We start from the raw sequence: 12,246 nt of genomic DNA, 5'->3' as shown, positions 1-12,246 counted from the left end.
TAGCCGTGCTGCTTGCCGCGCGGGCGCGGTGTGGTGACTCGACATCAGGGAGACGCAACCTTCAGGGGACTCAGACCGCCATGCCGTACACGATCGTGAACAGGGTGCCGAGGGAGCCGATGATGAAGACCCCGGTCAGGCCGGCGATGATGAGGCCCTTGCCCTGCTCGGCGCTGAAGGTGTCGCGGAGGGCGGTGGCGCCGATGCGCTGTTTGGCCGCACCCCAGACCGCGATGCCGAGGCACAGGAGGATGGCCACGGCCATCACCACCTCGATCATCACCTTCGCCTCGTTGCCCAGGCTGCCGAAGGGGCCCCAGTCCGGAGCGATTCCGCCGATGATGGTGTTGATGTCTCCCTTGTCGGCCGCAAAGAGCATGTAAGTCACCGCCCCTGGTGGGTAGTTCCGCGTGGCCCCCGCGGTGTGCGGAGGGCAGGTCTCATTGTCGCCGACAACTCCGCGGTCGTATGTCGACTTGACGTCATTGGCTGGCGGGTTTCGTGCGAGTGGCGCGTACGGTCACTCTGTGTATCACGGCAGGTCACGCCGGGCAATGAGGTCCGACCGGAACCTGTCATGTGGTTGGGTCGTTGTCTCCTCTACGACCTGGCACGGTTTCTGACGGCTGGTCGGGTGAGGCGTCGAGACGATGTTCTCATGCGAGGGGTCGGGGAACAGGACATGGCCCCGGCGGCAGGTGCCGTCGGGGCCTGTGGCCTGCGAAGCAGTGGGTGCGGTCAGCCGGTGAAGGCCGTCCCGCCCTCGGGGGTGCCCCAGCCGGTCGGGAACTTGGCCGGGTAGCTGCCCCTGGACGGTGTGCCGGCGGGGTGTGGACGGTGCCGAGGTGCAGGCGGACAGGCCGTGGTACGAGCGGTACTTGGCGAGGTCGGACTCGGCGCTCGGGTCGTCGTAGGCGTCGACGATGGCGACGGTCTCGCCCGAGCCGCCCGCGGAGGCGGCGTCGGTCAGGCCGTACGCCGACTGGATGTCGCTCGGGCCGTAGCCGGTCGGGGAGTCGGAGGCGGCGTCGGGCCTCACCGTCCTGGGGGTGATGCCCTTCAGGGCCGCCTGCTTCTCCATGAAGGCGGTGGTGCCGCCGGTGACGCGCAGCGCGTCGCAGGCGGCGTAGCCCTTCTTCGGGGTGGCGCCGCACGCCTTCTCGTAGCGGACGTGGGCCTCGGCGACCTGGGCGGCGATGGTCCTGGCGCTCACCTTGTGGGGCGTGGTGGCGGCGGCTTCTGCGTGGGCCGCGGTGGTCAGGCCGGCGGCGAGAAGTGCGGCGGTGACCGCGGCTGCCGATCCGATCCGGCGCCATCTGCCCGGTATGTGGGGGGTGTTGGGGGTGGTCATACGCAAGGTACAGCCTCCTGGGAGTGGTGGTCAGAGGCCTGCGGTTGTGGGGACCACCGGTGGGTGACCGGTGGGGGTGGCGGCCCGCGACGAACCATCGCGTTGTTGAGTACGCGACAACAGGAGGCTTTCGGAATTCTGACTTCCGCGTTACTCAAGGCAGTTGGCGGATTGCTGATCAATGGCAGTGTGCTGGCGCTGTGCTGGGCGTGGCTTGACCCGGGGCACAGGTTCCGCACAGAGGGGATCGGCCGGAATTCAGCGGCGGTTCACCGGTCTCGCCGGACTCGCCGGGCTCATCGGGGCTTGAGGCCGTGGAGCAGCAGATGGACGTGTTCGTCCAGGCCGTGCATGGCCTCCTCGGCGTCGAGCGCGCAGGCGGCGATGAGGGCGGCGAGGCCGTGCAGGCTCGCCGCGGCGATCATGGTGATCCGCTCGGGGTCCCCGGCGACGATCTCGCCCTGCTCCTGCGCCTCCGCGATCATCCGGGCGAAGGAGCCGAGGGACTCGTCGACGGCGGCGGCGAGCTGGGCGGAGCTGTCGGGCGCGTGCTTGCGCGCGAACATCAGCTCCAGCAGCTCCGGGTTCTCGACGGCGAAGCCGAGGTAGGCGCGGGCGAGCGCCGCCATGCGTCCCTCGAAGGTGAGGCCGGGCTGCTCCGTGGCGGCGCGCAGGGCCTGGTTCAGGCGCTCGTAGCCGTCCAGCGCGAGGGCGTCTATGAGGGCCTGCTTGTCCTTGAAGTGCCGGCCGGGGGCCGCGTGGCTCACCCCGACGTCCCGGGCCAGCTCGCGCAGCGAGAGCGCGCCGACACCCTTCTCGCGCAGGGTGCGCTCGGCGCTCTTGAGCAGGGCGGCGCGCAGGTCTCCGTGGTGATAGGGGCGGTTCGTCGATGACGGGGGCATGCGCGGCATGCGGACCATCGTAACCCGATGTTGTCATTGACATCATTGTTGTCGGTGCCTACTTTGGAGCCATGACCGATAAATGGAACGCGACCCGCCTCCCCGACCTGACCGGCCGTACGGCCGTCGTCACCGGTGCCAACAGCGGCATCGGCTTCGCCGCCGCCGAGGCACTGGCCCGGGCCGGAGCGCATGTGGTGTTCGCCGTACGGGATCTCGCGCGGGGCGGCGCCGCCGCGGCGAAGGTGAGCGGCAGCACCGAGGTGCGCCGCCTGGACCTGGCCGACCTGGACTCCGTACGGGAGTTCGCGGCCGGCTGGGACCGCCCGCTGGATCTGCTGATCAACAACGCGGGCGTGATGATGCTGCCGGAGCAGCGCACCAAGCAGGGCTTCGAGATGCAGTTCGGCACGAACCACCTGGGTCACTTCGCGCTGACGAACCTGCTGCTGCCGTATGTGACGGACCGGGTGGTGACGGTGGCCTCCGGCGCCCACCGCTTCGGCGACGGAGTGATCCACTTCGAGGACGTGAACCTGCGCGGCCGCTACACCCCGACCCGCGCCTACGCCCAGTCGAAGCTGGCCAATCTCCTGTTCACCCTGGAACTGCAGCGCCGCCTCACCGAGGCCGGCTCCCCGGTCCGTGCCCTGGCCGCGCACCCCGGCTGGGCTGCCACGAACCTCCAGAGCCACCACGCGAACCCGCTGATGAGGGGAGCCATGGGGGTCGGCAACAGGCTGTTCGCCCAGAGCGACCAGGCCGGCGCCCAGCCCACGCTCTACGCCGCGAGCCAGGACCTTCCCGGCGCGTCCTACGTCGGCCCGGCCGGCCTCGGCGAGATGCGCGGCGCCCCCACGCTGGTCGGCCGCAGCGCGGCGGCCAGCGATCCGGAGGCGGCCCGGCGCCTGTGGACCCTGTCGGCGGAGCTGACCGGGGTGGACTGGGGCCTGAAGCCGGTCAGCCGGCCGTGAGGAGGCCAGGGGGCGCGAAGGCGCGGGCGGCAGCCGTCGTACCGAGTGCCGGGGCACTCCTGGGGCACACGTCCCGTTGTGCGTGAGAGTCCAGCGGTGAACTTCCGGCTCGACGGCCGTACCGCCCTGGTGACCGGCTCGGTGCGCGGGCTCGGGCTGGAGATGGCGCGGGGGCTGGCCGGGGCCGGGGCGCGGGTCGTCCTGAACGGGCGGAGCCCGGCGAGCCTGGAGCCCGTGGTGGCGCGGTTGCGGGCGCAGGAGGGGTACGACGTCACCGCCGCCGCCTTCGACGTCACCGACCGGGAGGCCGCCGAGGAGGCGGTGCGGGCCCTCGGTGATGTCGACATCCTGGTCAACAACGTGGGCCACCGCGACCGACGCGGTGTGACCGAGATGACCCCAAAGGAGCTGGCCGCGCTGCTCGACGTCCATCTGACCTCGGCGTACGCCCTGAGCCAGACGGTGGCGAGGGGACTGGCCGCGCGGCGAGCGGCGGGCCGGATCATCAACGTCTCCTCGGTGGTCGGCCAGCTGGGCCGCACCGGAGACGTCGCCTACGCCACGGCGAAGGCGGGCCTCGACGGCCTGACCCGGGCCCTGGCCGCCGACCTCGGCCCGAGCGGTACGACGGTCAACTCGATCGCACCGGGCACGTTCGCGACCGACGTCAACGCGGAACTGGCGGCCGACCCCGCGTGGGAGCGGTGGCTGCGGACGCGCACGGCACTGGGGCGGTGGGGGCGGCCGGAGGAGATCGCGGGGGTCGTGGTGTTCCTGGCGAGCGATGCGGCGTCTTTCATCACGGGGCAGACGATCGCGGTGGACGGGGGGATGACGACGACCTTCTGACGAGTTGACCTTGCGTAATCGTGCCTGGTCGGCCGGACATTGCGGGTGGATGTCGTGCCCATCGTGACGTTTCACAGGAAAATCTCAGCTAAGTCGCAGCGGGATTCTCACGTTCGCGGGGGACAGTGACGTCTGATGAAGCGCATCTCACGCATCACGGTCACCTCGCGTCCCGCGCTGCTGGGCGCCGTGGTGATGCTCGCCATGACCTCGGCGTCCGTGGCGGCCGCAGATGACGGGCCGGGGCCCCTGGGGGTCACCGCCGATGTCGTCGCGACCCGGCAGACGGCGCGGGTCGGCGCGCTGTTCGGCGCGGACCGGGCCGACGACCTGTCCGGCGGCCACTTCTGCACGGCCTCGGTCGTGCACAGCCCGCGGGGCAACCTCCTCGTCACCGCCGCGCACTGCGTGGGCGAGGCCGACAGCGATCTGGTGTTCGTGCCGGGCTACCGGGACGGGCAGGCGCCGTACGGGGTGTGGAAGGTCGGCAAGCGCTACCTGCCCGACGGCTGGGCCAAGGACCAGGACGAGGACAGCGACCTGGCCCTCGTCACCGTCGACGACCTGGAGGGCAGGCGGATCGAGGACGTGGTGGGGGCCAACCGGTTCACGCCCGGTACGGCCACCGGGGCCACCGCCGTCACCCTCATCGGCTACCCCGACTCGCGTGAGGTGCCCATCAGCTGCACCAACAAGCCGGTCGCGCACAGCAGCACCCAGCAGCGCATCGACTGCCCCTCGTTCGCCGGCGGCACCAGCGGCAGCCCGTGGATCAACGGGGACCACCAGGTCGTCGGCATCCTCGGCGGCCACGAGGAGGGCGGCTCGACCGACGACGTGTCGTACAGCGTGGTGCTGGGCGGCAAGGCGGCCGAGCTGTACAAGGACGCGATCGGCGATCCCTGAAGTGCGGGCGGTGCGCAAGCGGCTGCCACGGGGGGTGCCCCCCACGACAGCCGCCCTCCGGAAGGCCTGACCACCGCTCAGCGGCTCGCCGCGACCGGCGAGGTCTTCCCCTCCGTCGCCGCCACCGCCGGCTTCTCGGTCGCGGCCCTGGCCGCCGCTGCCGCCGCCGTGCGCTGGGCGACCCGGCGCAGGTACAGGTTGTCGAAGACGAGCGCCGGCGCGGTCGGCGAGGCGCCGACCACCTGCATGCCGGCCGTGATCACGCCGGTCAGCGCGGAGATGACGAACGCGGTGATGGGGACGACGTCCATGAAGAGGGCACCGTTGAGCGGGCCGAGGTAGCGGTTGGCGAACGTTCGGGGAGCCGGTGCCGTTGCCCGAGTCGTTCGGAGCCGATGTCGGTGAAACACCCCGGACGGCCAACTGATCTTCATGGCAGGGTGTGTCCGTGGATGCGCTCAAGCCTCAGGACCCGTCGCACATAGGAACGCACACGCTGCTCGCCCGGCTCGGGGCGGGTGGGATGGGGCAGGTCTATCTCGGGCGGTCACCCGGCGGGCGGCTGGTCGCCATCAAGGTGATCCGGGACGAGATCACCGACCATCCCGAGGCCCTGGCCCGGTTCCGGCGCGAGGTGGAGACCGCGCGGGCGGTCCGCAGTGCCTACACGGCCAACCTGATCGACGCCTCGTTGGAAGCCGCCCCCTACTGGCTGGCCACCGAGTACGTCGCCGGCCCCACGCTCGCCAAGGCGGTGACGGAACGTGGCCCGCTGCCGCCGGAGACCGGCCGGGGCCTCTTCGCCGCGCTGGCCGAGGGGCTGGCGGCGGTCCACGCGCACCGAGTCACCCACCGGGATCTGAAGCCGCAGAACGTCATCCTCGCCGCCCAGGGCCCGCAGCTCATCGACTTCGGTATCGCCCGTGGCGTGGGCCAGACCGCCCTCACCGACGCCGGGTTCGCGCCCGGCACGCCCGGCTTCACCGCCCCCGAGGTGCTGCTGCGCAACGAGGTCGGACCGCCGGCCGACGTGTTCGCGCTCGGCGCCACGCTCGCGTACGCGGCGACCGGCCGGGCGCCCTTCGGCAGCGGCGACCCGAACGGAGTCAGCTACCGCGCCGTCCACGAGCCCATCGATCTGGCCGGTGCTGCACCGGAGTTGGCGGCGCTGATCGAGGCGTGCGTGGCCAAGGACGCTGCCGCCCGGCCGGGGCTTGCCGAGGTGATCGCCCGGTGCGGGGTACGCACCGCGCTTGTGGAGGACCCGGTCTACGCCGGCTTCGCCACCCTGGGCGAGGCCGCGCCGCAGACGCCGCCGACTCCGGTACGGCCGCCGATGGCTCCGTCGGTGGGCCCGCATGACCTGCCGACGGTGGGGCCGGGGCCGTACGGCCCATCCGGTTACACGCCGACCCGGTTGGCACGGCCGGGCCGACGTCCGGGCAAGCGGTGGACGGTGGCCGTGGCGGTGGGGCTTGTGGTGGGTGTCGGGGCCGCCACGGCTGTGGTGCTCACCCAGCGGGGCGACGGCAAGGACACCGCGCACGGCGGGGTTTCCGCGAGTGCGCCGGCCACGGCGACCAAGGCGGCCGGCGGCAGGGGCGGGGCACCCGCCTACGCGGGTGACGACATCGACCGCACGTTCTGGCAGTCGTCGACGGGGCAGTGCCAACTGCCGGTCGAGGAACGGGCGCCCGAGGGATTCCAGGGCTCCGAGTCCGACCCGGACGATCCCAGCAAGGGCGGGGAGCGTCCGGTCTTCGACCACGGGCTGCGGATCGGGTTCTGGAACAACCTGTACGCACAGCAGTCCGGGACCCACGCACCGTACTACGTGACCGTCAGCGTGAAGCCGCCGCACAGTATCGACCCGAGCACCGGAAAACCCCCCGCCGGGGCGCTCCAGCAGAACGTGACTCTCGGGTACACCAGCAAGCCCATCGACCTCTACGGCGGTGACTCCACCGCCTGGAAGTACCTCACCTACCCGGACGACTTCCGTTCCTGGTCGCCGGACGGGAAGAAGTCCTGGCCCGCCATCCCGCTCGCCAACGATCCCGGTGACTGGACCGTCCAGTGGCACCACATCCGCACGCCCCGCGACTACAGCAGCGTCATGTGCCTGGGCTTCACGGTGAAATGACGCCACATCGTGCAGAAAGCGCATTGAACCGTCCCCGCATGGGGGAAAGTTGACCCGTGCGGAAGGTATGGGTGATCGGTGGGGCGGCCGTCGGGCTCGGCATGGGCTTCGTCATGCTGCTCGTCATCGGGGTGTACGTCGTCGCCGGGAACCTCGTCAACGGAGTCGGCTCGGGGGGCCGGGCGCTCGCGAAAGGTGCCGTACCGACCGCCTACAAGTCGCTCGTGCAGAAGTGGGGCAACCTGTGCCCGGCGCTCACCCCGGCGCTGCTCGCCGCCCAGCTGTACCAGGAGAGCGGTTGGAACCCGACCATCGTCAGCCCGGCCGACGCGCGGGGCATCGCCCAGTTCATCCCCAGCACATGGGCCACGCACGGCATCGACGGCAACGGCGACGGCAAGCGGGACATCTGGGACCCCAACGACGCGATTCCCTCGGCCGCTTCGTACGACTGCGAGTTGGCGAAGTACGTGAAGGACGTGCCGGGCAACGTCTCCGACAACATGCTCGCCGCCTACAACGCCGGTGCCTACCGGGTGATAAAGGCCGGCGGGGTGCCGGCCATCAGCGAGACGCAGAACTACGTCAAGCGGATCCGCAGCCTGGCGCAGAGCTTCGCGGCGCCCGTCAGCCGGATCGACCCCACCCAGCAAGCCGCCGGTGCCATCGCCTTCGCGCAGAGCAAGTTGGGGACGCCCTATCTGTGGGGGGGTGAGGGGTCGGCCGAGCAGGGTGGGCGGTTCGACTGTTCGGGGCTGACGCAGGCCGCGTACGCGAAGGTGGGGATCACGCTGCCGCGGGTGGCCAATGATCAGTACAACGCCGGGCCGCATCCGTCGCGCGATCAGCTTCTCCCGGGTGATCTGGTGTTCTTCTCCACCGACCTCGGCGACTCGCGGGCCATCCACCACGTGGGGATCTACGTGGGCGGGGGGTACATGATCGACGCGCCGCGGACGGGGGCCGTCATCCGGTTCGATCCGATCGACACGCCGGACTACTTCGGCGCCACCCGCGTCACCGAAGATGGCGCAAAAGCACTTCCCACGTCGGTTTGACACGGTGTGACCGAGCGTGAACCAACCCCCTGAGCTGCGGCGATGAGTCTCTCTTCGATAACGTCTGCGTGATCATTCAGTGGAGAGTGGAACGTATTGATGGGGACCGTGCGTTCCTGTTGACGTAGCCGAGCGGACGTCAGTACGGGCAGTGCGGCAGTGCAGCGGAAGCGGATCTACGAACCACGGGGGTAGGAGCGGCGCACACGAGGTGCGTCCGGTAGACGACGAAGGGGCCGCAGCACCATGGCTGTACTCGCCGAATCCGGATCGAACCCCGACGTCGACCTGCTCTACGACATCAATGGCCTGGCCAAGGACGCGCCCCACTGGTTCGACCGGCTCATGGAGTTCGTCGGCGAGTACGGGCTGCTGGTGGCCATGGTGCTGCTCGTGCTGTGGTGCTGGTGGTCCGTGCGGCGCCGGGGCGCCGAGGACGCCGCGCCCTCCGTGGCCGCGCTGGTGTGGGCGCCGCTCGCGGCCGGCATCGCGGTGCTGGTCAACGTCCCGATCCGGGGCTTCGTGGAACGCCCCCGCCCCTTCGTCGATCACCAGGGGCTGGACGTCCTCGTCTCCGGCAAGACCGACTTCTCCTTCGTCAGCGACCACGCGACCATCACCATGGCGCTGGGCGTCGGCCTCTTCGTCGCCAACCGCCGCTTCGGCATCGCCGGTATAGGGCTCGCGCTGCTGGAGGGGTTCTGCCGGGTTTACATGGGCGTGCACTACCCGACGGACGTCATCGGCGGCTTCGCGCTCGGTACGGCCGCCGCGCTGCTGCTCTCCCCGCTGGCCTCGGCGCTGCTCACCCCGCTGATGCGAGCGGTGGAGCGGTCGCCCCGGGCGGGGTGGATCGTACGGACGCGAGCGGCGGGCGGGGCGCGTGAGGGGGCGCTGCTCCCGGCCGCCCGTACGTCGGTGGAGTCCGAGGAGCGGGACCTCGCGGCGTAGCCGACGGCACCGCGGCGCCCCGCCCCGTCTCACAGCCCCTGCGCGTACGAGAAGAACCTGTCCGGGTCGTACTGCTTCTTCACCTTCCCCAGCCGGGTCACCGCGTCCCCGTAGTACGCCGTCTTCCAGTTCCGCAGCGTCGGGTCGGTGTAGTTCTGGTACGCCGCGCCGGAGGCGTACGGCTTCATCGCGTCGTGCGCCGAGGTCAGCCAGGACTGGGCGGTGGTGCCGGAGGCCCCCGCGCCCCAGGACGCGAGGTACTGGGCCAGCATCCGGGAGCGGCGGTGGACGAAGGCCGTCGCCGTGGGGGAGACGCGGTTGACCGCGCCGCCGAGGGCGGTGAACGCGATGCTGCCCGCGCCGCCGCGCACGGAGGCGATCTGCCGCAGCACCGTCTGGATGCCCGCCGGGGAGAGGGAGCGGTCGAAGAAGTCGGAGCGGGCCGCGTACGTCTCCCGGCCCAGCCGGCCCTGCGGGGAGCGGCCCGGTGTGGAGCCCGGCAGGTGGCACTGGGCGTCCGTGGAGAAGGAGGAGCAGCCGGCGTAGACCTCCATCGCCTCCTCGTAGCCCCGGCGGCGCAGGCTGACGGAGGAGGCGTTCGCGCCGGCCGCGTGGGCGAGGCGGTCGACCGCGTTCTGGAGTTCGCCGTAGGTGCCGAGGGAGAAGCAGGCCACGGAGATGGTGGGGGTGCGGCCCGGCGAGCACTCCAGGTGCAGGGAGGACCAGATCTCGTCTGGCTGGCTCGGCCCCCACTCCTGCCAGGCCTTCAGCACGGCCGCCGCCTTGGACCACGGCCAGGTCATGTACGCCGTCACCGCCTGCGGGGCCGGGTGGGTCCTGAACTGCAGCTCGGTGACGACGCCGAAGTTGCCGTTGCCGGCGCCGCGCAGCGCCCAGAAGAGGTCGGAGTGCGAGGACGCGTTCGCCGTCACCTGGGTGCCGTCCGCCGTGATGACCGTCGCCTGGGTGAGGCTGTCGCAGGTAAGGCCGTAGGCGCGGGAGGCGACGCCGTGGCCGCCGCCGAGCACCAGGCCGGAGACGCCGACGGTGGGGCAGGAGCCCGCGGGTATGGTCACGCCCTTCGCGGCCAGCGCCCGGTAGACGTCGATCAGCTTGGAGCCGGCGCCGACGACGGCCTGGCCGCCGGACACGCGTATCCGGTTCAGCCGGGACACGTCGAGGACGAGGCGGTTGTCGCCGGAGGAGTAGCCCGCGTAGGAATGGCCCCCGTTGCGTATGGACACCCGCACGCCATGGGCATGGGCGTAGGCGAGGGTCGTACGGATGTCACCGGCGTGCGCGACGTACGCCACCGCGGCGGGCTTCAGGCCGTCGAAGCGGGTGTTGTACAGCTGGTGGGCCGTGGTCCAGCTCGCGTCGCCGGGCCGGACCAGGGTGCCGTCCAGGTCGTGGGCGAGGGCCGTCCAGTTCGCGGCGGCGTTGGCGCTGGTGGTCTTGAGGGACGTGAGCGAGGATGAGCCCGTGCTCGCCGAGGCACTGGACCTGCCCGCGCCCGAGCTGCAGCCGGTCAGTGCGGTCGCGGCCACTGCGGCCGTGCCGCCCGCGATGAACGTACGCCGTTCCATGCCCATCGTCCTGTGTCGCCTTTCCGCAGGCCTCCTTGGCCTTTCGTGGAATGAGACGGCCCGGCGGGCGCGTTGGTTCGTAACAGTTCACGCACAGGGAAACGGACACCGAAGACGTGTGCGCGTGACCCGATTGCCGGAACCTCCACGTGCTCTCCCCGTGAGCATTCCGTGACCTAACCAGGCCGACGGCAGGGGTTCACCCCCCGTTCACTTCCGGCCATCGGCGGCTTCACCTGTTCTGCCTAATTTCGGCCGTGCACGGTGCGGAGCGCGGCCATATGCGCTCGCGCTACCTCCCTACACCTCGCACGCCGCCGACCGCGGCGGCTCCTGGAAGGAACTCCCGAAAGTGAAGCTTCAGCGCAAGAACCGGCTGCGCGCCCTCTCGCTCGGTGCGATCGCCGTGACCGGCGCCCTGGCCCTGACGGCGTGCGGCTCCGACGACAACGGTGGCGGTTCCCCCAAGGCGTCGGGCAGCGCGTCCGGCGCCACCAACGCCTCCTCGATCAAGTGCGACAACGCCAAGGGTCAGCTGCTCGCAGACGGCTCCTCCGCGCAGAAGAACGCGATCGACGCCTGGGTCAAGGAGTTCTCCCAGGCCTGTGGCGTGCAGATCAACTACAAGGGTGGCGGCTCCGGTGCCGGTGTCACCTCCTTCAACCAGGGCCAGCTGGCCTTCGCCGGTTCCGACTCCGCGCTGAAGCCGGACGAGGTCACCGCCTCCAAGAAGGTCTGCTCCGGCGGTCAGGGCATCGACCTCCCGATGGTGGGCGGCCCGATCGCCCTCGGTTACAACGTTCCGGGTGTCGACAGCCTGGTCCTGGACGCCCCGACCATCGCCAAGATCTTCGACAGCAAGATCACCAACTGGAACGACCCGGCGATCAAGAAGCTGAACCCGTCGGTGAAGCTTCCCGACCTGAAGATCCAGGCGTTCCACCGCTCGGACGAGTCCGGCACCACGGACAACTTCACCAAGTACCTGATCGCCACCACCCCGAACAACTGGAAGTACTCGGGCGGCAAGGCCTGGCAGGCCAAGGGCGGCCAGTCCGCTCCGCAGTCCGCGGGTGTGGCCCAGCAGGTCAAGCAGACCTCCGGCGCCATCGGCTACTTCGAGCTGTCCTACGTCAAGGACGGCATGAAGGCCGTCTCCATCGACACCGGTGCCAGCAAGCCGGTCGCGCCCAGCACCGACTCCGCCACCGCCGACATCGCGGCCGCCAAGGTCGTCGGCACCGGCAACGACCTGTCGCTGAAGCTGGACTACGCCACCAAGGCCGAGGGTGCCTACCCGATCACCCTGGTGACGTACGAGATCGTCTGCGACAAGGGCAACAAGGCGGACACCCTGCCCGCCACCAAGGCGTTCCTGCGCTACATCGCCAGCGAGGACGGTCAGAAGATCCTCTCCACGATCGACTACGCGCCCGTCCCCGACGCGATCATCAGCAAGGTCCGCACCACCATCGAGGGCCTGAGCTGACCTGATCCGAAAGTGCGGCCCGTGCCCGACAGGGCCC

11 protein-coding genes and 1 pseudogene are annotated in these 12,246 nt (G+C 70.6%); 7 read left to right on the top strand and 5 right to left on the bottom strand.

All coding sequences use genetic code 11. The annotated features are described in order from the left end of the window. Positions 1-70 precede the first annotated feature (70 nt). The 3 genes and pseudogenes from ACQPXS_RS23240 to ACQPXS_RS23230 form a co-directional block, all read right to left on the bottom strand. On the bottom strand, positions 71-379 hold the full coding sequence (locus tag ACQPXS_RS23240; protein WP_014673544.1) for a hypothetical protein: 309 nt from the start codon (positions 377-379) through the stop codon (positions 71-73). Between the two features lie 459 nt (positions 380-838). Continuing rightward, positions 839-1,357, bottom strand: a pseudogene (locus ACQPXS_RS23235) (peptidase S8); the annotation flags it as partial. Between the two features lie 290 nt (positions 1,358-1,647). Then, positions 1,648-2,262: a TetR/AcrR family transcriptional regulator gene (locus ACQPXS_RS23230; RefSeq protein WP_433451207.1), complete on the bottom strand. Its 615-nt coding sequence runs from the start codon at positions 2,260-2,262 to the stop codon at positions 1,648-1,650. Between the two features lie 62 nt (positions 2,263-2,324). Here ACQPXS_RS23230 and ACQPXS_RS23225 point away from each other — a divergent pair, with 62 nt between their 5' ends. The 3 genes from ACQPXS_RS23225 to ACQPXS_RS23215 all read left to right on the top strand — a co-directional run bounded on the left by ACQPXS_RS23225 (position 2,325) and on the right by ACQPXS_RS23215 (position 4,982). Continuing rightward, positions 2,325-3,227: an oxidoreductase gene (locus ACQPXS_RS23225; RefSeq protein ID WP_433451206.1), complete on the top strand. Its 903-nt coding sequence runs from the start codon at positions 2,325-2,327 to the stop codon at positions 3,225-3,227. 96 nt (positions 3,228-3,323) lie between these two features. Continuing rightward, positions 3,324-4,076 carry an SDR family oxidoreductase gene (locus ACQPXS_RS23220; protein ID WP_433451205.1) on the top strand — a complete coding sequence of 251 codons (753 nt, stop codon included), beginning with the start codon at positions 3,324-3,326 and terminating at the stop codon, positions 4,074-4,076. A 135-nt stretch (positions 4,077-4,211) separates the two neighbouring features. Continuing rightward, the gene (locus tag ACQPXS_RS23215; protein WP_433451204.1) at positions 4,212-4,982 is read left to right on the top strand and encodes a trypsin-like serine peptidase; all 771 of its coding nucleotides are present in this window, start codon (positions 4,212-4,214) and stop codon (positions 4,980-4,982) included. A 77-nt stretch (positions 4,983-5,059) separates the two neighbouring features. On the opposite strand, the gene ACQPXS_RS23210 is transcribed toward ACQPXS_RS23215, so the two are convergent. Then, positions 5,060-5,293, bottom strand: a complete 234-nt coding sequence (locus ACQPXS_RS23210; RefSeq protein ID WP_433451203.1) for a hypothetical protein — start codon at positions 5,291-5,293, stop codon at positions 5,060-5,062. 137 nt (positions 5,294-5,430) lie between these two features. Between ACQPXS_RS23210 and ACQPXS_RS23205 the strand changes: the two genes are divergently transcribed. The 3 genes from ACQPXS_RS23205 (at position 5,431) to ACQPXS_RS23195 (ending at position 9,134) form a co-directional block, all read left to right on the top strand. Beyond that, positions 5,431-7,125, top strand: a complete 1,695-nt coding sequence (locus tag ACQPXS_RS23205; RefSeq protein ID WP_433451202.1) for a serine/threonine-protein kinase — start codon at positions 5,431-5,433, stop codon at positions 7,123-7,125. A 101-nt stretch (positions 7,126-7,226) separates the two neighbouring features. Beyond that, the gene (locus ACQPXS_RS23200; protein WP_433455911.1) at positions 7,227-8,183 is read left to right on the top strand and encodes an NlpC/P60 family protein; all 957 of its coding nucleotides are present in this window, start codon (positions 7,227-7,229) and stop codon (positions 8,181-8,183) included. 246 nt (positions 8,184-8,429) lie between these two features. Beyond that, positions 8,430-9,134, top strand: a complete 705-nt coding sequence (locus ACQPXS_RS23195; RefSeq protein ID WP_433451200.1) for a phosphatase PAP2 family protein — start codon at positions 8,430-8,432, stop codon at positions 9,132-9,134. Between the two features lie 29 nt (positions 9,135-9,163). On the opposite strand, the gene ACQPXS_RS23190 is transcribed toward ACQPXS_RS23195, so the two are convergent. Next, positions 9,164-10,720, bottom strand: a complete 1,557-nt coding sequence (locus ACQPXS_RS23190) for an FAD-binding oxidoreductase (RefSeq protein ID WP_433451199.1) — start codon at positions 10,718-10,720, stop codon at positions 9,164-9,166. Positions 10,721-11,072: 352 nt separating this feature from the next. On the opposite strand from ACQPXS_RS23190, the gene pstS reads away from it, so the two are divergent. Continuing rightward, the gene (gene pstS, locus ACQPXS_RS23185) at positions 11,073-12,209 is read left to right on the top strand and encodes a phosphate ABC transporter substrate-binding protein PstS (protein WP_433451197.1); all 1,137 of its coding nucleotides are present in this window, start codon (positions 11,073-11,075) and stop codon (positions 12,207-12,209) included. Positions 12,210-12,246: the final 37 nt, after the last annotated feature.

It is taken from the genome of Streptomyces sp. CA-142005 (genome assembly GCF_050942335.1).
GTDB lineage: Bacteria > Actinomycetota > Actinomycetes > Streptomycetales > Streptomycetaceae > Streptomyces.
Note: the sequence above shows the minus strand (reverse complement) of the source record. Positions and strands in the feature narration are given on the sequence as shown.